Here is a 21,224-nt window from a genome sequence, read left to right as displayed (position 1 = left end):
CAAGTGGGGCTCCCGGGCCGGCCTCCGCTGCGCCTTTGCTGCATCGGCCGGCTTACCCGGGGTGTGTCTTTCTTTTTCGTAAGTCCTACTTTTCTGCACTTCCAAGAGGGTTGCTAGAGGAAAACTATGGAAAGAAATGCACTTCTTCGCGTATTCTCAAGAAATGTCGCCTGTGAGCTGGAATCGTGAAGTCGCATCGCCGTCGTTGTCGCCTGCGCCCCCTGAACTGGACGTCATCAGCCTTGGCCGCCGCGTGCGCCACCTGCGCAAGCAGGCCGGACTGACGCTGGACGACTTGAGTGCCGCCGTCGGGACCGCACCAAGCCAGCTGAGCCTGCTTGAAAACGGCAAGCGGGAGCCCAAACTGGGGTTGCTGCAGCAGCTGGCCGTGTCGCTGAATGTGAGCATCGACCAGCTGTTGGGGGCCGAGCCGCCGAGTCGCAGGGCTGCGCTGGAAATCGAGCTCGAGCGGTACCAGCGCGGACCACTCTACGAGTCCCTGAACCTGCCGAAAATCCGCATCAGCTCGCGGCTTCCGCTTGATGTGCTGGAGTCGCAGGTGGGGCTGCTGCAGGAGCTCGAACGCAAACTTAATGAGCAAGTTGCGACGCCGGAAGAAGCCCGCCGTGCCAACGGCGAGTTGCGTGCCATGATGCGCGAGCGCGGTAACTATTTCCCCGAGTATGAGGCCGAGGCGCAGAAGGTCCTCAAAGGGGTCGGCTACACCACCGGTCCGCTGAGCCAGCACGTCATTGCCGACATCGCCGAGAACCTCGGTTTTTCCCTTCATCATGTGGGCGATTTGCCGCACTCCACACGGTCCGTGACGGACTTGAAGAACCGCAGAATTTACCTGACGCAGAATCAACGCCAGGACCATGATCCCCGGTCGGTCCTCCTCCAGGCGCTGGGCCATTACGTCCTGGGACACGAAACTCCGCGCAACTACGGGGATTTCCTGGCACAGAGGGTGGCCACCAACTACTTCGCGGCTGCTTTGTTGCTTCCGGAGCAAGCAACGGTGGAGTTCCTGCAAAAGGCCAAAGCGGCCAAGGAAATCGCTGTGGAAGACATTCGGGATGCTTTCGCCGTGTCCTACGAGACCGCCGCGCACCGATTCACCAACCTGGCCACGAAGCACCTCGGCATCACCACGCATTTCCAGAAGACGCACCAGTCCGGCATCATCTACAAGGCTTACGAGAACGACGGCGTCACTTTCCCGCAGGACCATACCGGGGCCATTGAGGGGCAGCCATCGTGCAAGGCGTGGACCTCACGTGCCGTGTTCGACGTGCCTGACAAGTTCAGCGCTTACAGCCAGTACACCGACACACCCTCGGGCACGTACTGGTGCACAGCGCGCACCGAGCGGTCAGCCAACGGCGAGTTCTCACTCAGTATCGGTGTTCCCTACCAGCACGTGAAATGGTTCCGCGGCCGGGAGACCACGGCCCGGGCCACGTCCAACTGTCCGGATCCCAATTGCTGCAAGCGGCCGCCGGCCTCTCTCGCCAACGAGTGGGCGGGCAACGCCTGGCCATCCGCCAGGGCGCATTCGCACCTGCTCGCGGCCATGCCTCCAGGAGCCTTCCCCGGCGTGGACGAGACCGAGGTGTACAGCTTCCTGGCGGCGCACTCCGACCGCTGACCCTCTCTCACATCACTCGTGCTTGAGGCCCACGCTCTCTCACATCACTCGTGCTTGAGCGTGACCGTCTATCACCTTCCGGCAACATTTGGCGATCCCTCTCTCACATCGAGTGAGTTCCCACGTCAAAGGGGGCACCATGTGAAGACAACGCCAAGCAGGGGATGCGCCATGAATTCAGTCCGGAAGGTGGCCGCGGCCATCGCGGCAGCCGCAGTGGTAAGTGGTTCTGCGACTCTCAGCGCCTGCGCACCCCAACCATCCGGCGTCGAACTCCAAACGGCCGACGGCGTGACCCGGGCGTCGGTGCAAACGGCGGACTACCCGGCGCAGCTTAAAGCCTTCAACGCCTCTGCACGCAAGCTCGGTGCCACCTTGCTCGCCGATGGCGGCGACTCCTCCAATGGAAACGTCGTGTCGTCGCCGGCAAGCCTGTTGATCGCGTTGAGCATGCTCCGCGCAGGCGCCTCGGGTGCCACGGCCACGGAGATGGACTCAGCTCTGGGGTTGCCCACCGAGGGGCGCGACGAAGCGATGAACGCGCTGCTCGCCTCCTTGGAAAAGTTCGACGGCGACCCCAGCTCGGTGGACGAAGACGACCCGCCGCGCAAACCGGTGATGCATGCTGCCAACGGGCTGTTCATTGATAGAGGCGTCCCTACCGGCGAGGCCTTCCTGGCCACGCTCGCCAAACATTTCGGCACGGGGGTGTACCCGGTGTCGTTCCGGGACGAGGCCGTCACCAAACCGGCCATCGACCGCTGGGTCAGCAGGAACACCGGGGGTCGGATCAAGGAAGCACCCGCACAATACGATTCCGACAACACGTTCAGCCTGCTCAACACGCTCTATTTCGCAGCTGCCTGGCAGACGCCCTTCGACGCGAGCGACACCTCGGACGCGCCCTTTACCAAGGCTGGCGGTGAGGTGATCAACACGCCAACCATGCACTCATCGCTCACGATGGCCTACGCGGAAGCTCCCGGATGGAAAGCCGTGGACCTGCCTTACGCCGAGGGCTTCGTGATGCGGCTGATACTGCCCGACGGCGGTGCGTCGGGTTCGGCTGCGGTTTCTGCGGAGGTGCTGGGTGAGGTGGCAGCCAGGTTGAGCAGCGCTCCTGTGGATATGGTCTACCTTCAGCTACCCAAATGGGACCACAAGACCACGTTCGACCTGCGAAAGGTCTTCGAAACACTTGGACTCAACCAGATGCTGGCCACGGACAAGGACTTCAACGCCATCCAGCCGGACATGAAACTGACACAGGCTGCGCAGGCCGCCAACATTACGGTTGCCGAGAAGGGCACCATCGCGTCGGCCGTCACTCAACTTAACGCCGTGGGCTCAGCCGCAGCGCCCGAACCCCAACGCGAGCTGATCCTCGACCGCCCGTTCCACTACGAGATCGTGCATGTGGAGACGGGAATGCCTCTGTTCACGGGGTGGGTGGCTGACCCGCGGTGAGGGCCGGCCTATCGAGTTCGCTGGAACGCTGCGGTAACGCCGGAAGTTTCCGGGGGTTCCCGGCGTTTTCCCGCGACCTGAGTGCCGGTAGTGGCCGCGGTTAGCGGACCAGGCGGCTCACCAGTATGGCCGCCGCATCTACCACTTCGTCGGCCTCGCGCTTGGTGGCGCTGAGGGCTACTTCCTGCCCTGCCACGGTGACGATGTCCGTGATGACAGCCACCGTGAGCCTGCCAAGGGTGTCGTCGCTGGCACCCAGGAGCACGGTGTTTTGCCGGACCCACTCGCGTCCGCGCTCGCGTCGCAGTACCTCGAAGCCCGGGGGAGTGTCGCCTTCAATGAACACCCGCTCCAGATCACGGTGCTTCCAGGTGTAGTCGAAGTAGCTGCGGCTGCCTACGTTGAACAGGGCCAAGGGGTCGTTCTCGCCGTTTTTACGGGCTTTGGCCACGGCCGCGGCCACCAGGCGCTCGTGTTCGTTTTGATAGTCGTCCCACAGTGCCAGGAAGAGTTCTGTCTTGCCGCCGAAGTGGTGATAGAGGCTGCCTACGCTGGATCCAGCGCGGGCCACGATGTCCGAGATGCTCGCGCCGGTGAAGCCATGCTCGACGAATACATCGCTGGCCGCATCCAGCAGGTTGCGTTGGGTTGCCGCGGTGCGGGTCCATTTCCAGGAGCCGGCATGGCTGGCTACTTCGGACGTCTTACGGACCACGCTTGGCCTCCCTTCGCGGCAGGACGTAGATCGGAGTGTCGGACGGCTATTTTTTGGAATCCTACCTCCCAAGGAAACCAGATAGCCAGCAACAAGCCTTGACTGGCTCATGAAACACAGGAAATAATTCTGGAAGTCTGTTCTAGAAATACGTATTGCGGCATGTATCCGAATGCTGCGATTTTTGACGTCGAACGCCCCGAAACCCGGGTGCCGTTTTCACCGTCGGGCCGCAACTGGTTGAATCGCTGTATAGCGCCAACTGGTCGCAGCCAAACAAGCCAGAGAGGAACGCGGCCTGATGTCCGTTTCAAGCAAGTCGTCCGGGATCACGTCGAACAGGTGGTTCAAACCCGTCGTCGTCACCGCAGGAGCTTTGGTGGTGGCACTGATTCTTGTGCTCGTTGCGCAATGGCTCCGGACCCTCCAGCCGGTCCAGCAATTCCTGACGGACTACCCCGGGCACTCGGCCGTTCCCGAAGGCGCCCCCACGGGCTTCCCCGCCTGGCTTGGCTGGCAGCACTTCCTCAACATGTTCTTCATCGTCCTGATCATCCGTTCGGGCTGGCAGGTGCGGACCACCACCCGCCCGGCGGCCAACTGGACGCGGAACAACAAGGGCTTCATCAAGACCAAGAACCCGCCTACCAAGATCAGCCTGGACCTTTGGTTCCACCTGACGCTTGACGCGCTCTGGGTCTTGAACGGCATCATCTTCATCGTGTTGCTCTTCGCCACCGGGCAGTGGTTGAGGATCGTGCCGACCAGCTGGGACGTCTTCCCCAACGCAATCTCGGCCGGTCTGCAGTACGCCTCGCTGAACTGGCCCGTCGAAAACGGTTGGAACAACTACAACAGCCTGCAGCTCCTCACCTACTTCATCACGGTCTTCATCGCGGCCCCGCTGGCCATCATCACGGGCCTTCGGATGTCTGGGGCATGGCCAAAGAAGGCCGCGATCAACAAGTTCTACCCCATCGAACTTGCCCGCAAGATCCACTTCCCGGTGATGATCTACTTCGTCGCGTTCGTGATCGTCCACGTCACCCTGGTGCTGGCAACAGGTGCGCTGAGGAACCTCAACCACATGTACGCCGCAAACGACGACAACAACAGCTGGTGGGGCTTTGGGATCTTCGCAGCTTCCATTGTGTTCACAGCGGCCGCCTGGTTCCTCGCCCGGCCCTTGTTCCTGCGCCCGATCGCCTCGCTCATGGGCAAGGTCTCCCGCTAACCCACACGCAAAAACAGCCGCCTCGGAAGTGTTTCCGGGGCGGCTGTTTTTGCGTGACGCAGAGGTTAGGACAGGGCCCCGCCCTGCCACAGCGCATCAAAGGGAGCCCCGGAGGACACGCGGTTCTTGATACCCGCGGTCACGAACGCCTTCGCCGTACGGGCAGCTTCAAGCGGCGTGGCACCCTTGGCCAATTCGGCCGTCACAGCTGCAGCAAGGGAGCAACCGGCTCCGGACACAGCAACTTCGCCGACCTTCGGAGCACGCAGGACTTCCAGCGTCTCGCCGTCGTAGTAAACGTCGACGGCGTCGGGGCCTTCCAGCCGAACCCCGCCTTTGGCGAGGACTGCTGCGCCGCTGATCTCGTGGATGCGGATGGCGGCGGCCTTGAGCGTCTCTTCGTCAGTAATGGTGAGGCCGGACAGCGACTCGGCTTCGAAGTGGTTCGGAGTGACGAAGGTGGCCAGTGGCAGGATCTGCGCCTTCAACGCCTGGTCCGTGTCCAGGGCGTGGCCTGGTTCTTGCCCCTTGCAGATGAGGACCGGGTCCAGCACCACGTGCTTGAAGGATCCGTCGGTCAGTGCCTTCTCCACGGTGCTGATGGTTGCCGGGCTTCCGAGCATACCGATCTTCACGGTGTCCAACACCGACGGTGCGCCGGAAGCGGCACCATAGGCCGCCGTCGTGGCTTCCAGCTGGTCTGCAATGACGTGCTGGTCCACCGGCACAAAGCGGTGGTTCCAGTTGTCCTGCGGGTTGAAGGACACGATGCAGGTGAGGTTCGCAATGCCGAACACTCCGAGTTCCTGGAAGGTCTTGAGGTCGGCCTGCGCGCCGGCGCCACCGGTCGCTTCGGAGCCGGCAATGGTCAGGGCAATGGCAGGGGCAACGGCTGAAGTCATGTCATCATTTTGGCAGTTGCTCCGGTTTGACTCCTAAACGGGGCTAGCCGTGCAGCGCCCGGTAGGCAGCCTGTGCAGCCGGGTGCAACGGGACGCCGGCGGTGTTAATCAGTGTCTCGGGGCTGAGGAACTGCACGCCGGTGCTGGATTTCGGCACCAGATCCTGGGCCTGTTCCACCAGGAGTTCAACGGTTTGCCGGACAACGTGATCGGCCAGATCCCTGCGGCACAGGAGCAGGTTGGCTACGCCCACGGTCCAGACGGCGGGTGCGTTCCCGTAGCTGTTCGCGGGGATGAGGACGCGGTCATAGAAGAAACCCGATTGGGCCCGGGTCGCCGGGATGAACTCCGAGATGTCGAGGAGACGCATGCCTGTTTCCTGGGCTGCAGCAGCGATGGGCGCCGTCGGAACACCGCCGGACTGGATCATCACGTCAAGGGAACCCTCCCGCAAGGCGGCCAGGGCTTGGTTCAACCCAAAGTTGGCTTGCTTCAGTGCCCGTTCCGGCCCGGCCGTTTCAGGAGACAGCCCGGCGGCAGCAATGATGCGCCCGGCCGTGAGGGTGGTTCCCGAGCCCACCTCACCCACGCCCGCAGTCTTCCCGGCGAGGTCAGCGAAGGTTCGGATTCCGCTGTCTTCCCGAACGATGCAGTGGACGTAGTTCTGGTACACCTTTCCCAAGGCCACCAACTGGCTTTCACCCCGTCCGGGAGCTGCCTGGGCGGCTGCGTCGGCCAGCGCGACGGCGAGCGTCGCCTCGCCGGATAAGACCCGCTGAATGTTCTCGAGGCTTCCGCCGGTGGTCAATGCAACTGACCTCCCAGCGACCCCTTCACGCTCCAGCAAGTCGGCGAGCAGGCTGGCGAACTCAAGGTAGAAGCCGCCCGATTCGCCGCCGGCAACGGTGATTTCCTGAGGGCGTTCCTCTGTGGTGCAGCCTGCTGTTGAAGCGAGCAGACTGCCGCCCAAGCCAAGCGCCACGGCTGTCTGGAAGACACTCCGCCGCGAGACTTTGAGGGGTTCAGGCATGCGTGTCCTCCTCCGGTTTCACGAACTCGAGGCGTGCCGCCAGGCCATGGGGCTCGCGGGCCTCCAGGACCAGCCTCGCGCCATTTGCTTCTGCAAGCCGCTCCACGATGGTCATCCCCAGCCCGTTGCCGGGGATCCTGCTGTGTTGCGGAGCCCGCCAGAACCTGGTGGTGGATGCGGCGAGCTGTTCGGCCGGGAGGCCCGGGCCGTCGTCGGAAATCACGACGGCGGTGCCTCCTTGCGTCTGCCGGGTCGCCACCGTGATGGTGGCCCCCGGCGCGTATTTGATGGCGTTGGCGAGGAGTTCGCCCACCATGTGCGCGAGTTCATCGGGGTCGCAGACGATCGGGCTTTCTGACCCAGGGCCCTCCAAGGTGAGCTCTGAACCGGCACGGTGAGCGGCCGGCGTCGCCCGTTCAACCTCGCCTTGCAGAATCGGGTACGGGTCGATGACGGCCAACCGCTGGTGTTCCGGTGCTTTTTCAGCCCGGGCAGACCCCTCAAAGGCGCGGTGTTCCGCCGTCGCGAGCTTCAGCACGCCGTCGAGCATCTCTTCCACCCGCTCAAGTTCCGCCACGACGCCGGCCGCCGCTTCTTTTTCGGGCACCGAACGCAAGGCGAGCTGCAGCAGGTCGATCCTCAACCGCAGCGCCCCTACGGGGTTGCGCAGTTGGTGCGAAGTATCAGCGATGAGCCGGCGCTGCGACTCCATGCTCTCGGTCACCGTATCCGCCATGGCGGTGAAGGATCGGCTCAGTTCCCGGAGCTCAGGCGGCCCGGCTTCGGGGAGCTGGCTGGTTCTTCCCGTCGCTTCGAGCTCGTGGACTGCCTTGCTGAGGCGATGGACCGGGCGCAAAACCCATCCCGTGATGCGCGATGCCGCTACGAGCAGCAGCACGCCCAACGCCACCGCGGCAAGTACGACGACGAGCCACCGCTCCCGTAACTTCTGCCGGGCTGCGTCGAGGTCGACTTCAAGGACCACCTCTCCGAGTACCTGGCTGGCTGTCCCGAAGGACCTGGAGATGAAGTCGTTGCCGGTACCGAAAGCGCGGACCGGGTTCAGCGTGGTGTCGCTGAGGTTGAGGCTTGCCCGGCTGAGGGCGTCCTCGACCTCTGAATGGTCTTCGCTGAGACCGCCGGAGCGGAGGGTCTCCTGCTGGAGCCGGATCAGGATTCCCTCGCCATAAAGCTCGGAATAGAGGTCCATTTCCCGCTGAAGTTGGGTTGTGTTGTTGTCCTCCACGGCGTCACTGGCCAGTTGCGCGAAGCGGTTGAGGGCTGCGACGCGGTTGATCTGCAGTTCCTGGGTGAGTTCCCGGCTGGCAGAGGTCAGGATCACGCTGGATACCGTCACCACAATGATCACCATCAGCAGGCTCAGGATGCCGAGGACGCGGACTTTCACGGTTGCTCTACGCGGTAGCCGACGCCCCGGACGTTGATGATGAATCCGGGAAGTTGGAGCTTGGATCTGAGGCCTGTCAGGTGCACGTCCAAGGACCGGGAGTGGGCCAGGAAAGCATCTCCCCAGAGTGCGTCCAGGATCTGTTCCCGGGTGACCACGGAGCCTGCATTCCTGGCCAAGAGGCTGAGGAGGTCGAACTCGGTTGCGGTGAGGGCGAGGTGCCTTTGGCCCACGGATGCCACGCGACGGTGGAGGTCCACCTCCAGCTCTCCGAGGACTATGGTGTGCGGGGTTTCCTGGCCTGAGCGATTGGTGCGCCTGGTGACCGCTTCGATTCTGGCGAGCAGCTCCACGAGCTTCACGGGCTTGACCAGGTAGTCATCCGCCCCGGACCGAAGACCCAGCACCACGCTGCGCTCGTCGTCGCGTGCTGTCAGGATCAGGATGGGAATCTGGGTTACTTGGCGGAGTTTCCGCAGGACGTCCAAGCCATCCAGGTCCGGGAGGCCGAGGTCCAGCAGGATCACTTCGTGCTGCCGATGAGCCAGGAGTGCATCCTCGCCACGGGATACCCTGGTGTGCTTGTGGCCGGCAGAGGCGACGGCAGCGCTCAAGGCCGACGCCATGGCGTCGTCATCCTCGACGATGAGCACTTGCACTGTCAGGGTCCTTTGTCTTGCTCGGCTGGGTTACTGCGGGCTGGTTCGCTGGTCCTGGTTCGCTGGTCCTGGTCCGCTGGTTCTGGTCCGCTACTAGAGCTTAACGTTGTGAGGCCCGCTCTGCGCCCTTCGGAGTGTCCAAAGGGGGCAGAGCGGGCCTCACAAAGCGGCCAGGTCAGGCGTTGACGAGGTCCTTCTTGTCGTCGTCGTCCTTCGCAGTGCCCTTAGCCACAAAAGCGTTGCCTTGCTCGGCATCCAGGTGAGTGGCCTTCTTGTTCTTCAACGCGAAGATGTACACCAGGAGCGAGATGAAAATGGCTGCCGTGACGTAGGTGAAGAACAAGTCCACCTGATCCGACTTCTGCAGCGCCGCACCGATCAACGGAACCGTGCCGCCGAACAGCGAGTTGGCAATCGCGTAACCGAGTCCCACACCGAGCGCACGGATCGATGCCGGGAACAGTTCAGCCTTCACCAGCGCGTTGATGGACGTGTAGCCGCCAACCATCAGCAGGCCGCCGAGCATCAGCAGGAACGCCATGAACGGATCCTTGGTGCCGGACAGGGTGGAGAGCAGCGGCCACGTGAAGAGCACACCGGTCACGCCGAACCAGATCAGCAAGGGCTTGCGGCCAACCTTGTCCGAGATCAGGCCGTACACCGGCTGCAGCAGCATGAAGATGAACAGAGCCCAGAAGTTGATGACGGAGGTATCTGTCTTCGCGATGCCGGACGTATCGTTCATGAACTTCAGGATGAAGTTGGTGTACGTGTAGAACGCCACGGTACCGCCCAGGGTGATGCCGATGCAGATGAGCAGCGGCTTCCAGTGCTTGGTGAAGAGCAGCTTCATGGTGCCTGGCTGGGCTTCACCCTCAACCTTGACGTGGGCGGCGCGGAGCTGATCGGCCGAAAGGGTTTCTTCCATGGAACGGCGGAGCCAGAGAACAACCAGGGCAGCCACACCGCCTATGGCAAACGGAATACGCCAGCCCCACGCGGTCAGGTCTTCTTTGCTCATGGTGTTCTGCAGGATCACGAGCACCAAGAGGGCAAGCATCTGCCCACCAATAAGCGTCACGTACTGGAAGCTGGAGAAGAAACCGCGGCGCTTGGCCGTCGCTGCCTCGGACATGTACGTGGCGCTGGTGCCGTATTCGCCACCGACAGAGAAGCCCTGCACGACGCGGATGAACACCAGCAGGATCAGGGCCCAGAGGCCGATCACGTCTTGTGTTGGCAGGATCGCGATGGCGAAGGAACCGGCCGACATCAGCGTCACACTGAGTGTCAGGGCAGCCTTGCGGCCCTTCCGGTCGGCATAGCGGCCGAAGAACCAACTGCCGATGGGACGCATGAGGAACGACGTCGAGAAGACAGCCATCGCCTCAAGGCCTGCCTGCAGGTCGTCCGAGGAGTTGAAGAAGTGCGACTGGAAATACGCCGCGAAAACCGTATAAACGTAGAGGTCGAACCACTCCACGAGGTTGCCCGCGGAGCCTTTGAGGATGTTGCTCACGGCCTTACGTGTCTGGGCGGCTTCGCTCAGAGGTGCAGCTTGTTGGGTGCTCATCAATGAACCTTCCTGGACGGCGCCTGATACGGCAGCCGTGTCTTGCATGAGTTCGTTCTGTCCATGAAGCTGGTGCTCATGGCGTCCTTGCGCATGGCTCTTCGTCGACTAAGAAAGGCCCTCCGGGGTGAAGAGGACATGTTCCAAGCTATGGGTGATGCACGGCACAGCCATAGCTGGCAGGGCATTTCCTAACACTTCCTTAGGTTTCGGCCGGTACGGCTGGTATCACGGGTGCCGGGTGAGGTTCGACGGCGGTCGGGACCGGAGGGCGGTTGGGACCGGACGGCGGGGCGAAGCGTTAGCTGGCGCGTCCGGACGCACGCTCGCTCACATCCCTCGGGTTTCCGACGGACGCTCTTTCACTTCCCTCGGGTTTCCGACGGACGCTCTTTCACTTCCCTCGGGTTTGGCTGGCGTTGGTCTTGGGCGTGACCCAAGTCTTCGATGAGTCAGGGGCAAACTCCATGGTGAGCGAGCCCGCGTGGCCGAGACCAGGAGCAGACGTTAGCGAAGAAAAGATGACGGCCCATCCTGGTGCTTGGATGCCCATGAGGCGCAAAATGTCACGTACGCTACGGCGAACTCACAGTCAGTCCATTGCCGCTGGGTACCACCCGGCCCTTGGATCCGTATCGCCAGCCTCCCGACGGGCTCCGCGTCGCCAAAGAGTGCTTATCCTCGTCACTCCATGGTGCCTGGCTCACGGTTTTCCATCTGGATAGTGAAGGAGCGTCCGGCTGAAGGGGCGATTATGTGAGCAAGCGTCCGGCTGAAGAGGCCATCATGTGAGAGAGGGATTGATTCGTACCAGCTTCCAGATGGCTATGCGACCAACGCCGGCGGCGAGGGCGATGGACAACGAGAGCAGCAACGGACCGGTTGCCGAGAGTCCGCCAAGCGGTGCGCACATGAGTAGTCCGACGGAGAAGAACGCGGCCACGTGAACCCACTGGCTCCGAATGCGACGCAGCGCCAGCCCAAGGAGCGATCCCACGGCAGCACCAACTGCCCAGGCGGGGAGCAAGCTGTAAATGAAAAAGATGATCCACCACTCAGGTGCTTGGATGCTGACGAGAACGCAGAAAGTCAGATGCGCTACGGCGATGCCAACTGCCAGTCCTTTGCCGCCGAGCACCACCCGGTCCTTAGGTCCGTATCGCCAGCCTCCCGACGGGCTCCGCGTCGCCAGCGCGAATTCCTCCTTGTCTGACCAGGGTTCCTGACTCATGAATACCTCCGGGGGATGTGAGAGACGGTTCGCCTGAAGGGGCGGGGATGTGAGAGACGGTTCGCTTGAAGGTGCGGTTATGTGAGAGAGGGTTTGGGGTGCGCGTTGGCGATCTGGTTGAGGGCGCCAGCCAGCGAGGGATACTCAAACGCGAACCCCGCGTCGAGCAACTTCCGGGGTTCTACCCATCGGCTCTTGAGGACCAGCTCGGTCTGTGTCCGAATGAGGACGGCGCCGGCCTCGAGCAGCCATGCGGGTGTCGGGATGCCAAAGGGGACACCCATGCTTCGCCGAACCATGGCCATGAGCTCCCGGTTGTCCACTGGGTGGGGCGTCGCCGCGTTCACCGGACCGCTCAGCTCTCCGTGATCGTGGACGAACAGCACCGTCCTGAACAGGTCCTCCACATGGATCCAGCTGAACTTCTGCGTGCCCGGACCCATGTGCCCACCCAAACCGAGGCGGGCGAGGTTCCGGAGGGGACTCAAGACGCCGCCCGCCCCCAGGACAATCGCGATGCGGAGCGGCACTTTGCGGGTGCCGGGGACAACGGCAGCCGCCAACTCGTCTTCCCATGCACGGGCCACGTCCACGGAGAACCCGCTGCCCAATTCACCCGAAACCTCCGACTGCGGGTGATCTTCCGCGTGCCGGTAGATGGTTCCGGTGCTGGAGTTGATCCACGTCCTGGGCGGTTCGGCGCATGCAGCAACGGCCCGGCCCAAGGCACTTGTTGTGAGAACCCGGGAGTCCAGGATCTCCCTCCTGTGCCGCTCGTCATAACGGCAATTCACGGATCGTCCGGCGAGGTTCACCAGCAGTTCGGCACCGTCCAGCACTTTGGTGATGGCGCCGTCGTCGTGCCATTGCGCGTCAGCCGAAGCGTCCCGCCCAACGGTCCGGACCTGCCAGCCCTTTTGAAGGAACCGCCGCTGGAAGTAGCTGCCAATGAAGCCAGTAGCGCCGGCGATGACTACTGTCCGCCGCATCACGAATCTTCCTTGACGTTGCGCACGAGTCCCAGAACGTCATCGAACACCTTGCTGACGCCCGGAACCTTCGCCAGCGACAAGCCGCGCGCCACCAGCGGGGCGGCGCCGTCGATCAGCTTGCGTGTGCGGCGCTGGTTCTCGGAGGTGTCGTAAACCCAGAACAGCGCGACTCCCATGTACGCCAGCCACAGCAGCTCGGGCAGATCGCCGCGCAGCTTCTTCGCGACGGCGGGGGAGGAGCCCTCGACGGCGGACCGGAAGATTGCGAGCGAAGCCTCCCGTGCGGCGGTGGACGCCTCGCCGAACGGATTGACGGGCGACGACGGCCGGATCGCCGTCGCGATGAAGTCGGAACCAAACTGGTGGTACGGCGCCATGACGTCGATGCCGGTGTGCAGCACTGCCTTCAGGCGGCCCGCGAGATCTTGGACTCCTTCCAAGGCCTGCGCCGCGACCACGGCGTGTTCATCCTGCACTTGAACGTAAAGCTCCTGGACGAGCTCGTCCTTGGATGCGAAATAGTAGTAGGCATTGCCGACGGAGACCCCGGCCTCCTGGGCAATGGCTCGCATGGTGGTCTTCTCAAAGCCAACCTCGCGGAACATTTTCAGCGCGACCTCGGCCACTAATTGGCGGGTCTGCTCACTCTTTGCTGCCATGGTGCCGCTCCCTGGGACGTATTTTGAACGTGTTCAAGACTGAGTATGGCATATTTCTGAACGCGTTCAAAAGGGGGTGTGAGTGAGCGTTGGGTTCAAGCCCGTGGGATGTGGGAGAGCGTTGGGTTCAAGCCCGAGGGATGTGGGAGAGCGTTGGGTTCAAGCCCGAGGGATGTGAGTGAGCGTTGGGGTGGAGGAGTGGGAGAATGGAACCGGTGCCGGGCCACATGCCCCACCAACCACAGTGCTAATACAGCGGGGCGCCCTGAACGAAGGAGCCTGCGCGAACCACTACGAAATGGATGACCCATGCCCTCGCCCTCAGGCTCCAGTACCTTGAGCAAGCCCGCCCCACGCTTTGCTTCAATAGGCTCCCCGTATTTCGGCATCATGCTGGCCATCATGGCCGTGGTGCTGATCCTGTCCAACATCGGCGCTTCCAAGGGCGTCGCGCTCGGGCCAATCCTGACTGACGGCGGGTTCTTCCTGTTCCCCATCGCCTACATCCTGGGTGATGTGATGAGCGAGGTGTACGGCTTCAAGGTGGCGCGCAAGGCCATCATCACCTCGTTTGCCCTCTCGGTCTTTGCCTCTCTCTGCTACTGGATCATCATCGTGCTGCCCGGTTTCAATGACGAGTACAGCATCGGCAAGCAAGCAGCCCTCGAAGGCGCCCTCGGACCCGTGCCGCTGATCGTCCTTGGATCGCTCCTTGCCTTCCTTGCCGGACAGACCATCAACTCCTGGATCCTGGTGAAGATGAAGGCCCGCACCGGCGAGAAGTCCCTGTGGGCACGCCTGATGGGCTCGTCCGTGGTGGGCGAATTCGTGGACACCCTGATCTTCTGCAGCATCGCAGCATCGGTCATCGGCATCACGGACTTTGGCTCGTTCCTGAACTACGCCCTGGTTGGCTTCGTCTACAAGACGGCCGTGGAGTTCCTGTTCGTGCCCGTCACCGTGCTGGTTGTCGGGTGGATCAAGAAGCGCGAGCCAAGCTACGGGGTAACGGCAGCCTAGGCTCGGGCCGAGTTCGCCGGAACCGTGTGAGTTCGCCGGAAGTTTCCGCACGCCCACGCACGCTTCCGGCGAACTCGACGCCTACGAGTAGTACCGGCCCAGGGTCTCCGCCTTGAACTCAAAGAAATCCCCGGATTCGATGGCCAAGCGGGCGTCGTCCACCATCTTCACCACGAAGCGCTCGTTGTGGATGGAGATGAGCGTTGCCGAGAGCATTTCCTTGGCCTTGAACAGGTGGTGGATGTACGCGCGCGAGTAGTTCACGCACGTGTAGCAGTCGCAGCCGTCCTGCAACGGCCCGAAATCGGTTTTATAGCGGGCCCCGGACAGGTTGAACCGGCCGAACGGTGTGTAGAACGCCGAATTTCGGGCCACGCGGGTGGGGGAGACGCAATCGAAGGTGTCGGCGCCGTTCTCGATGGCAGTGAAGATGTCGTCCGGCTCGGAGATGCCCAGAAGGTGCCGCGGCTTGTTCTCGGGCAATTCCTCGTTGCACCAGCGCACAATCGTGCCCAGGTTTTCCTTCTCCAGCGCCCCGCCGATCCCGTACCCATCAAAGGGCATGGCACCGAGGTCCCGGCACGCCTTGCGGCGAAGGTCCTCATACTGCGCACCCTGGATCACGCCGAACAAGGCTTGATAGGGCTTGCCCACGCGGGAAGAAGTCAAGGAAGCGTGCTCCTCCAAGCACCGCAGCGCCCACAGCCGGGTCCGCTCCAGGGACTCCTCCTGGTAGGCCCGCGAGTTCTGCAGCGTGGTGAGCTCGTCGAAGGCGAACATGATGTCCGCGCCGATCTGGTGCTGGACCTGCATGGAAATCTCGGGGGAGAAGCGGTGCCTGTCGCCGTTGAGGTGCGATTTGAACCAGACGCCGTCATCGTCAATGTGCGCCAGCCGTTCCTTGCCCGGTGCCACGGCGTCGTCGGGTCCGGACGAATCGACGTTCTTCATGTCGATGACCTTCTTGAACCCAGAGCCCAGGCTCATCACCTGGAATCCTCCGGAGTCGGTGAAGGTCGGCCCGGACCAGTTCATGAACGCGCCCAGCCCACCGGCGGCGTCGAGGATCTCCGGCCCCGGCTGCAGGTACAGGTGGTATGCGTTGGCCAGCACAGCCTGCGCACCGAGGTCGGCGATGGACTCGGGCAGTACTGCTTTCACGGTGGCTTTGGTCCCGACGGCGATGAACGCGGGCGTCTGGATGGTTCCGTGCGGTGTGGTGATGGTTCCGGTGCGGCCCAGGAAAGCTCCGCCGTTGGCATTCACTTGGGCGTCCGACGGCGAACACGTTTCAGTCAGGCGCTGGCCCACCGAAAAGGAGAACCCGGATTGCCGGGAGGACAACCCTGGCAAGTCAGGCTGGCCGGGAGTAGGAGAAGACACAGACGCGGAAGCAGAAACGGAAGCTGGCACGCTACCAAGTGTGCCAGCTTTACCCGAAGTAACCCGCGGAGGAAACCCTACGAGCCGTAGTTCTCAGATTTCCAGTTGTCCCACGACGAGCGGATGTCCGCCAAGGTGTGGGCCCCCAGATCGTAAGTGGAGGCGATCACCATGGAGCCGCCGTCGGGCCTTTTCTCCGGAATCGGCAGCTGTTCCGCAACGATCAACAGGCCGTCTCCGTGCTCCGCGTAGCTGTGGACGGTGAGGCCAACTTGATGCCGGCTCTTGAACCAGACCTTGCCGGAGATCTTCTCGCCCGTTGCCAGGGTGAGCGAATACTCCTCCCCAACGGGCGGCAAATCCCCGAGTCCCAGCTTTTCAATCGCCGGCCCGCCCTTGCCTGGAAGCGAAATAAAGTGCGTCCGGCGGTGCCCATGCGGGTGACGTTCCAAGGCGAAGCGCAGCTGATGCAGGAAGGTGAGCCAGCCCTGGGTGATGTCCTCGTCCCATTCAGCCCACTCGGAATTGTGGTCGAGCGCTGCCCTGGTGACCCTCACTTCCGTTCCGCCGGAGACAGGGTGGAGCTCAAAGACATCGCCGCCATTGACGGTCAGGCTCGTGTGATCGGGCCCCTCCACAACGTCGGTGTTGAAATAGATCTGTTTGATTTCGTCGGTGAGATCGTCGGCTTCCCAGCCGTGCCATTGAGCCACCAGCGACGGTTCACGCAGCATTGTCCAAACCTGCTGCGCGTCGGCATTAATCACAACGCTCAGATTGTTCGTCATGGCCCCGAATCTACCGCCGTTCGCGCCCGCATAACAGGTCTTGAAATACCCAGAAGCGGCGGGTCCGGAAATTTATGCCCGCACTGCTTCGAGTTCGTTGCTGATCCGCCGGGCCAACTCGTCTTCGCCGATGGTCTTGGAGCCGCCGTGGGCGCGCAGGAACATGAGCGCTTCGAGTCGGAGGAACCGCCAATCGCGTTCGGCCTCGTGGTTGCCGTTGTCGATCGCGCGGAAGATTTCTTTGTCGTACAGGTTGGGTTCGTTGAGCGAGCGCTGCCGGACCCGGGCGTTGATCCGGGCCTTGAACGGGTCCTCTTCCTGGGACTCGGGCGCGCGCAACAGTTTCTCGTAGACCGCGGCACGTTCGGCTTGTCCGGCTTCGCGGCAGATGAAACTGGACAACGCCAGCGCCCGCTCAATGGATGCCCAGCGGTCCAGGTTGCCGTCAAAGGGCAGCACGTTGAGCAGGTCCGCTACGGCCAGGGCATGGTCCGGATCGCGCAGCACAATGCAGAGGTCGAACGCCAGGTTGCTGAGATCCCGGAGGCAGCTGCCTGATTTGGTGTTGATGCCCTTCGTCAGGCGATCCGCCAGGACCTGGACGCCGTTCTTGCCCTTGTGGTTGGCCGCGGCTGCGCTCACCACGGCCTCCGGGGTGCCATCCGGTTCGGGGATCAGGGCCAACTCTTCGGCGCTGGGGCGGGTGTACGTGGGTGGCATTTCCGGGCGGGGAGGAACGACGACGGCCGGCTCGGGGGAGGCATCGGAGCCTCCTTCTGCGGAGGTACTGGAGGCAGGGGTGCGGGAGTCGAGTGCACCAGAGTCCGGAATGTTGGAATCCGGCGTATTGGACTCGGGGGCGCCCGCGCCCGCCGTCCCGGCGTCGCTCTCCGCATCCACGCCTGCATCGACGGCGTCGCCCACAGGGACACTGGACCCGACAGCGATCCGCACCGTGCCGCCGTCGACCATGGTCACCAGCAGCAACGCGGCAACGTCGTAATCGTCGTTCTGCACCTCGATGCCGGCGATTTCAGCGGCTGGCCCGTCGCCGGGCGGATAGACAAAATCTCCGGGCCGCAGGTCCCCAGCCTGCTTCTCTCTGTACTGCTGTGTGGCTGGGCTGTGAGTCATCGGAAGTCCTTTGGTTCTCTTGGGGTCCGCCGTCCAGTCTACAAAGGGCGGCTGGTGCAGGTGCGGGGACCCGCTAGAGAACGATGCCCGAAAAAGCCAGCGCCTGGCGCACGAGGTTCCCGCGTCCGCCGTCGAATTCCTGCTGGACGTTCTCGCTCAGCACCTCTTGCGGCGTCATCCAGGTGAGTTCCAGTGCGTCCTGGCGTGGTTCGCATTCGCCGGTCACCGGGATGACGTAGGCCAGCGAGACCGCATGCTGGCGGTCATCCGTAAAGCCGGTTTGGGAGGGGGCCGGGAAGTATTCGGCCACGGTGAAGGGGACCGGGCTGATGGGGAGCTGCGGGAAGGCCAAGGGACCGAGGTCCTTCTCCATGTGACGCAGGAGAGCTGCGCGGATGGTCTCGCGGTAGAGGACCCGGCCGGAGACGAGGTAGCGGACCATGTTGCCGTCGGCGTCGCCCTGCAAGAGCGTGCCAACCTCATTCACATACCCGAGCGGATCCAGCCTGACCGGAACAGCCTCCACGTAGACCATGGGAAGTCGGCCGCGGGCTTCGAAGAGGTCTTCATCTGAAAGCCAGCCTGGATACGGGTCGGGTGTACGTACGCTCATGGTTAAGTTCTACCCCATCCCCAGCCGAACTTCCTTGGTGGCGTTCCGGTGGCTGCGAGGTTACGCTCTCGGCGGTATTAGAGGACCAGAATCGTCTCGTCCGGCTTCCCAGGTGTTATGTGGGCAAGGATTTTCTCCTGCGGATGCGATCAAACGGCGCTTCCGCAGGGCAGCTGCCAAAGACTAGCTGCTTGGGCTCGCCGGCGCCTGCTGCGATGGTGATTGTTCGATCACGATCGACGCCGGCGCTGCCCCACCCGCAGCATCCGGGTTGGCGACGTACAGCACGTCCTCGCTGATCCTGGCTTCGATTTTCGCTTCGGTGAGCCGGTGCAACAACGGCTCCAGCCCGCCGTCGTACTCGAAGGAAAGATCCCCGTTGGCGCTGTCCGCGCCGTGGATCGCGCGCAGGATGCCGCCGTTCTTGGTGGTGAACGTGGCTGACTCGTCGTCCTCCGTGCGCGGCCGGGCGCCGATGTTCCGCAGATCGTTGGCCGCAAGGCCCACGAAAGGGCTGATCCAGTTGCCTACTACGGCCAGCGCCGGGTCAGCCTCCGTGGACGTGGCCCAGGTGCCATCCGCTGCCCTGGTCGCAGGGAACGCGAAGAACTCGAAACCGTCCTCGGCAGAGATCCGCACGGTGGGTCCGTCCTGGGTTTCGTTCCAGTCAGCCTGGGTGCCGTCTTCCTCGGTGCGGCGCGCAAATTCCGCCAGGTTCCCCACCTCCACACCGAAAATCGTGGAGCCGTCCAACGGATGACCCTGCTCCACGACCACCACCGCGAGGCGACCCGAACCGGCGTCGAACTCGCACCAGGCGTCGTCGTCCACGGTCTTCACCATCCCGAGCGCTTGGAGGAGCGTGGACCACTGATCGGGGCGGGACGTGTAATGGGTGGGGCGGGCTCGCAGCATTGGTCCTCCTGGGCAGGGTAGTCACTTCCCAGCCTATGCCGCGTGGACTTGCCTTGGACCGCCCTTTTCACAGCAGAATAGGCTCATGCCCATTGAGCTTCCGGAACTCCTTCTCAAAGACGGCGCCGCGTGGCGTGACTGGCTTTCGGCGCACGCTGCCGAGAGCCCGGGAGTGTGGCTGATCCTGCACAAGAAAGGCGGCACGGTCACGGAGCTGGACTACGACGCCGCCCTGGATGAGGCACTGTGCTTTGGCTGGATCGACGGTCAATCGAAGAGCCGCGACGACGAAAGCTACCTGCAGCGCATGACGCCGCGGGGCCGCAAAAGCATCTGGTCAGTCCGGAACGTGGGCCACATTGCCCGGCTGGAATCCGAGGGCAAAATGACCGACGCCGGACGTGCCGCCGTCGAAGCCGCCAAGGCCGATGGCCGCTGGGAAGCTGCCTATGCAGGTCCTGCGGACTCCGTGGTCCCTGACGATCTGGCTGCCGCCATCGCCGCGGTGCCGGAAGCGCAGGCGATGTTCGAGGTCCTGACCTCCCAAAACCGCTTCGCGTTGATCCACCGCACCAACGGAGTGAAACGTGCAGAGACCCGGGCCCGCAAGATTGCCGGGTTCGTGGAGATGCTGGCCCGGCACGAAACGCCGTATCCGCAGAAGAAGCGCCCGGCTGCCGACGGCGGTTAGAGCGTGGCCGCAGCTTCCAGCGTCATCCAGGCTTGAAGCTGCGTGGACAGTTCGACGGCGGCACCCACCGGATACGTCTCGGCCGCCGGCCGCAGCGGATTGGGGGAGAATATGAGCGCCGGGGCTTCGGTGGGGGCTGGTTCCGACGCCTCACGACGCGTCATCCAGAACGCCCCGGCCGTAGCGTGCACCAAGGCCCGGGCAGTGTCCCGAGCAGTTGCGGGCAACCGTTGGTCCCGCGCGGCAAGTGCGAGGTAGCGGACCAGGATGCCGGTGAAAAGTCCGCCGTCGCCCGTGCCGTCACCATGGATGACTCGTGTTCCGGGGACCGTCAGTTCGCGGGACACCGACTCAACCAGCCGCGCAGCACGTTCCAGGTTCTCCTGGCCACCAAGTTCCAGCAAGGCACCAAGGATTGGACCTTGGTTGTAGGTGTAGACCGCCTCCTCGAGGACGGTCTCGCCATTGCGGATGCGAAGTCCATCCAAGTAGACACCCCGTTGCGGGTCGAAAAGCCTGCTGTTGAGCCACGTCACCAGGGACTGCGCCCGTTCCCTGTGCCCGGTCCGCGCAAAGTAGAGCGCTACGGGAGCTGTAGCAGGAGTGTTCTTGAAGTCTCGTTGGGTGCTCCAAAACGTTCCGCCGCCCAGATCGTCCGTGGAGGCCGAGTGGAACTGCAGGGTGAGCTTCTTGCGGACGTACGCATTGCGCCGACGACCCGGTTTCCTGGTTTCCTCCGCCAGCTTCTCCAGCCGGTGCGTAGCGAGGGCGAGCCACGCCATGTCGTCATAGAAGTGGTTCTCGAACCTCAGCAGATTCCGCAACCGGATGGTGGTGACCAGCCGCGAAGCGAGCCTGCCCGCACTGGGGCGGGAGGCGCCGTCGAACTTTGTTGTGGTGGCCAGCTCACGGCGGCCGGCGTCCACCAGGCAATCGACATAGTGCGCCTGCCACCAGTAATGCCAGGGACCAAAGACGCTGCGGAGAGTAGTGGCGGGAAGGCTGACCGCCCCGATGTGCGTGCCGGGAAGGAAGAGCAGGCGCCGGCCGAAGGTCCGCGTCACTGATCGGGCGGCCTGGTTGGCGCGCGTTGCCCACTCGTCCTGGTCCGTGAGGGGGAGGGGCTGGTCGGCAGCGAAAGCGTCGGCGGGCATGGTCC

The 21,224-nt window shown here is 63.2% G+C and carries 20 protein-coding genes; 5 read left to right on the top strand and 15 right to left on the bottom strand.

Annotation, left to right across the window (positions count from 1 at the left end):
• Positions 1-136 precede the first annotated feature (136 nt).
• Together WBN73_RS13055 and WBN73_RS13050 are read left to right on the top strand one after the other, a co-directional pair.
• The gene (locus WBN73_RS13055) at positions 137-1,651 is read left to right on the top strand and encodes an XRE family transcriptional regulator (protein ID WP_207597461.1); all 1,515 of its coding nucleotides are present in this window, start codon (positions 137-139) and stop codon (positions 1,649-1,651) included.
• Between the two features lie 171 nt (positions 1,652-1,822).
• Positions 1,823-3,118: a serpin family protein gene (locus tag WBN73_RS13050; protein WP_337340458.1), complete on the top strand. Its 1,296-nt coding sequence runs from the start codon at positions 1,823-1,825 to the stop codon at positions 3,116-3,118.
• A 100-nt stretch (positions 3,119-3,218) separates the two neighbouring features.
• On the opposite strand, the gene WBN73_RS13045 is transcribed toward WBN73_RS13050, so the two are convergent.
• On the bottom strand, positions 3,219-3,833 hold the full coding sequence (locus tag WBN73_RS13045; RefSeq protein WP_337340457.1) for a TetR/AcrR family transcriptional regulator: 615 nt from the start codon (positions 3,831-3,833) through the stop codon (positions 3,219-3,221).
• 301 nt (positions 3,834-4,134) lie between these two features.
• On the opposite strand from WBN73_RS13045, the gene WBN73_RS13040 reads away from it, so the two are divergent.
• A complete protein-coding gene (locus WBN73_RS13040; protein WP_337340456.1) occupies positions 4,135-5,067 on the top strand; it encodes a cytochrome b/b6 domain-containing protein in 933 nt (310 codons plus the stop codon).
• Positions 5,068-5,132: 65 nt separating this feature from the next.
• Here the strand turns inward: WBN73_RS13040 and WBN73_RS13035 are convergent, their stop codons facing one another.
• The 8 genes from WBN73_RS13035 to WBN73_RS13000 all read right to left on the bottom strand — a co-directional run bounded on the left by WBN73_RS13035 (position 5,133) and on the right by WBN73_RS13000 (position 13,521).
• Positions 5,133-5,969 (bottom strand): hydroxymethylpyrimidine/phosphomethylpyrimidine kinase, encoded by an 837-nt coding sequence (locus tag WBN73_RS13035; RefSeq protein WP_207596237.1) that lies wholly within the window; start codon positions 5,967-5,969, stop codon positions 5,133-5,135.
• 43 nt (positions 5,970-6,012) lie between these two features.
• Positions 6,013-6,999: a TAXI family TRAP transporter solute-binding subunit gene (locus tag WBN73_RS13030; RefSeq protein WP_337340455.1), complete on the bottom strand. Its 987-nt coding sequence runs from the start codon at positions 6,997-6,999 to the stop codon at positions 6,013-6,015.
• Complete coding sequence (locus tag WBN73_RS13025) at positions 6,992-8,407, bottom strand: sensor histidine kinase (RefSeq protein WP_337340454.1); 1,416 nt, start codon at positions 8,405-8,407, stop codon at positions 6,992-6,994. Before WBN73_RS13025 ends, WBN73_RS13030 begins: the two co-directional genes overlap by 8 nt.
• Entirely contained in the window at positions 8,404-9,066 is a 663-nt protein-coding gene (locus WBN73_RS13020) for a response regulator transcription factor (protein ID WP_207596240.1), read from the bottom strand. Before WBN73_RS13020 ends, WBN73_RS13025 begins: the two co-directional genes overlap by 4 nt.
• Positions 9,067-9,241: 175 nt before the next feature.
• Positions 9,242-10,639: an MFS transporter gene (locus WBN73_RS13015; protein WP_207596241.1), complete on the bottom strand. Its 1,398-nt coding sequence runs from the start codon at positions 10,637-10,639 to the stop codon at positions 9,242-9,244.
• Between the two features lie 784 nt (positions 10,640-11,423).
• Positions 11,424-11,870 carry a hypothetical protein gene (locus tag WBN73_RS13010; RefSeq protein WP_337340453.1) on the bottom strand — a complete coding sequence of 149 codons (447 nt, stop codon included), beginning with the start codon at positions 11,868-11,870 and terminating at the stop codon, positions 11,424-11,426.
• A 77-nt stretch (positions 11,871-11,947) separates the two neighbouring features.
• Positions 11,948-12,862, bottom strand: coding sequence for a TIGR01777 family oxidoreductase (locus WBN73_RS13005; protein WP_443193263.1), 915 nt, complete (start codon positions 12,860-12,862; stop codon positions 11,948-11,950).
• Positions 12,859-13,521: a TetR/AcrR family transcriptional regulator gene (locus WBN73_RS13000; protein ID WP_337340451.1), complete on the bottom strand. Its 663-nt coding sequence runs from the start codon at positions 13,519-13,521 to the stop codon at positions 12,859-12,861. The genes WBN73_RS13005 and WBN73_RS13000 overlap by 4 nt, the downstream gene beginning before the upstream one ends.
• 309 nt (positions 13,522-13,830) lie before the next feature.
• Between WBN73_RS13000 and WBN73_RS12995 the strand changes: the two genes are divergently transcribed.
• Positions 13,831-14,541, top strand: a complete 711-nt coding sequence (locus WBN73_RS12995) for a queuosine precursor transporter (protein WP_089593686.1) — start codon at positions 13,831-13,833, stop codon at positions 14,539-14,541.
• 81 nt (positions 14,542-14,622) lie between these two features.
• Here the strand turns inward: WBN73_RS12995 and tgt are convergent, their stop codons facing one another.
• From tgt to WBN73_RS12970, 5 genes are all read right to left on the bottom strand, one after another.
• The gene (gene tgt, locus WBN73_RS12990) at positions 14,623-15,894 is read right to left on the bottom strand and encodes a tRNA guanosine(34) transglycosylase Tgt (protein WP_280627967.1); all 1,272 of its coding nucleotides are present in this window, start codon (positions 15,892-15,894) and stop codon (positions 14,623-14,625) included.
• Positions 15,895-16,001: 107 nt separating this feature from the next.
• The gene (locus tag WBN73_RS12985) at positions 16,002-16,712 is read right to left on the bottom strand and encodes an SRPBCC family protein (RefSeq protein ID WP_207596246.1); all 711 of its coding nucleotides are present in this window, start codon (positions 16,710-16,712) and stop codon (positions 16,002-16,004) included.
• A gap of 72 nt (positions 16,713-16,784) precedes the next feature.
• Positions 16,785-17,846 carry a DUF6707 family protein gene (locus WBN73_RS12980; protein ID WP_337340450.1) on the bottom strand — a complete coding sequence of 354 codons (1,062 nt, stop codon included), beginning with the start codon at positions 17,844-17,846 and terminating at the stop codon, positions 16,785-16,787.
• Positions 17,847-17,919: 73 nt separating this feature from the next.
• Positions 17,920-18,459 (bottom strand): NUDIX hydrolase family protein, encoded by a 540-nt coding sequence (locus WBN73_RS12975; RefSeq protein WP_024819523.1) that lies wholly within the window; start codon positions 18,457-18,459, stop codon positions 17,920-17,922.
• Positions 18,460-18,642: 183 nt separating this feature from the next.
• The gene (locus WBN73_RS12970; RefSeq protein WP_337340449.1) at positions 18,643-19,374 is read right to left on the bottom strand and encodes a hypothetical protein; all 732 of its coding nucleotides are present in this window, start codon (positions 19,372-19,374) and stop codon (positions 18,643-18,645) included.
• A gap of 85 nt (positions 19,375-19,459) precedes the next feature.
• On the opposite strand from WBN73_RS12970, the gene WBN73_RS12965 reads away from it, so the two are divergent.
• Positions 19,460-20,065 carry a YdeI/OmpD-associated family protein gene (locus WBN73_RS12965; protein ID WP_337340448.1) on the top strand — a complete coding sequence of 202 codons (606 nt, stop codon included), beginning with the start codon at positions 19,460-19,462 and terminating at the stop codon, positions 20,063-20,065.
• On the opposite strand, the gene WBN73_RS12960 is transcribed toward WBN73_RS12965, so the two are convergent.
• Entirely contained in the window at positions 20,062-21,219 is a 1,158-nt protein-coding gene (locus tag WBN73_RS12960) for a glycoside hydrolase family 76 protein (RefSeq protein ID WP_337340447.1), read from the bottom strand. The genes WBN73_RS12965 and WBN73_RS12960 overlap by 4 nt on opposite strands.
• Positions 21,220-21,224: the final 5 nt, after the last annotated feature.

It is taken from the genome of Paenarthrobacter sp. CCNWLY172, assembly GCF_037402035.1.
In the GTDB taxonomy this organism is placed as follows: domain Bacteria; phylum Actinomycetota; class Actinomycetes; order Actinomycetales; family Micrococcaceae; genus Arthrobacter.
This window is presented reverse-complemented; position numbering and strand designations above follow the sequence as displayed.

Excerpts from the sequence above, each read along its gene's own strand:
- WBN73_RS13055 (WP_207597461.1), top strand. The coding sequence starts at position 137 with ATGCACTTCTTCGCGTATTCTCAAGAAATGTCGCCTGTGAGCTGGAAT.
- WBN73_RS13050 (WP_337340458.1), top strand. The coding sequence starts at position 1,823 with ATGAATTCAGTCCGGAAGGTGGCCGCGGCCATCGCGGCAGCCGCAGTG.
- WBN73_RS13040 (WP_337340456.1), top strand. The coding sequence starts at position 4,135 with ATGTCCGTTTCAAGCAAGTCGTCCGGGATCACGTCGAACAGGTGGTTC.
- WBN73_RS13035 (WP_207596237.1), bottom strand. The coding sequence starts at position 5,969 with ATGACTTCAGCCGTTGCCCCTGCCATTGCCCTGACCATTGCCGGCTCC.
- WBN73_RS13030 (WP_337340455.1), bottom strand. The coding sequence starts at position 6,999 with ATGCCTGAACCCCTCAAAGTCTCGCGGCGGAGTGTCTTCCAGACAGCC.
- WBN73_RS13015 (WP_207596241.1), bottom strand. The coding sequence starts at position 10,639 with ATGAGCACCCAACAAGCTGCACCTCTGAGCGAAGCCGCCCAGACACGT.
- WBN73_RS13010 (WP_337340453.1), bottom strand. The coding sequence starts at position 11,870 with ATGAGTCAGGAACCCTGGTCAGACAAGGAGGAATTCGCGCTGGCGACG.
- WBN73_RS13000 (WP_337340451.1), bottom strand. The coding sequence starts at position 13,521 with ATGGCAGCAAAGAGTGAGCAGACCCGCCAATTAGTGGCCGAGGTCGCG.
- WBN73_RS12995 (WP_089593686.1), top strand. The coding sequence starts at position 13,831 with ATGCCCTCGCCCTCAGGCTCCAGTACCTTGAGCAAGCCCGCCCCACGC.
- WBN73_RS12985 (WP_207596246.1), bottom strand. The coding sequence starts at position 16,712 with ATGACGAACAATCTGAGCGTTGTGATTAATGCCGACGCGCAGCAGGTT.
- WBN73_RS12980 (WP_337340450.1), bottom strand. The coding sequence starts at position 17,846 with ATGACTCACAGCCCAGCCACACAGCAGTACAGAGAGAAGCAGGCTGGG.
- WBN73_RS12975 (WP_024819523.1), bottom strand. The coding sequence starts at position 18,459 with ATGAGCGTACGTACACCCGACCCGTATCCAGGCTGGCTTTCAGATGAA.
- WBN73_RS12970 (WP_337340449.1), bottom strand. The coding sequence starts at position 19,374 with ATGCTGCGAGCCCGCCCCACCCATTACACGTCCCGCCCCGATCAGTGG.
- WBN73_RS12965 (WP_337340448.1), top strand. The coding sequence starts at position 19,460 with ATGCCCATTGAGCTTCCGGAACTCCTTCTCAAAGACGGCGCCGCGTGG.
- WBN73_RS12960 (WP_337340447.1), bottom strand. The coding sequence starts at position 21,219 with ATGCCCGCCGACGCTTTCGCTGCCGACCAGCCCCTCCCCCTCACGGAC.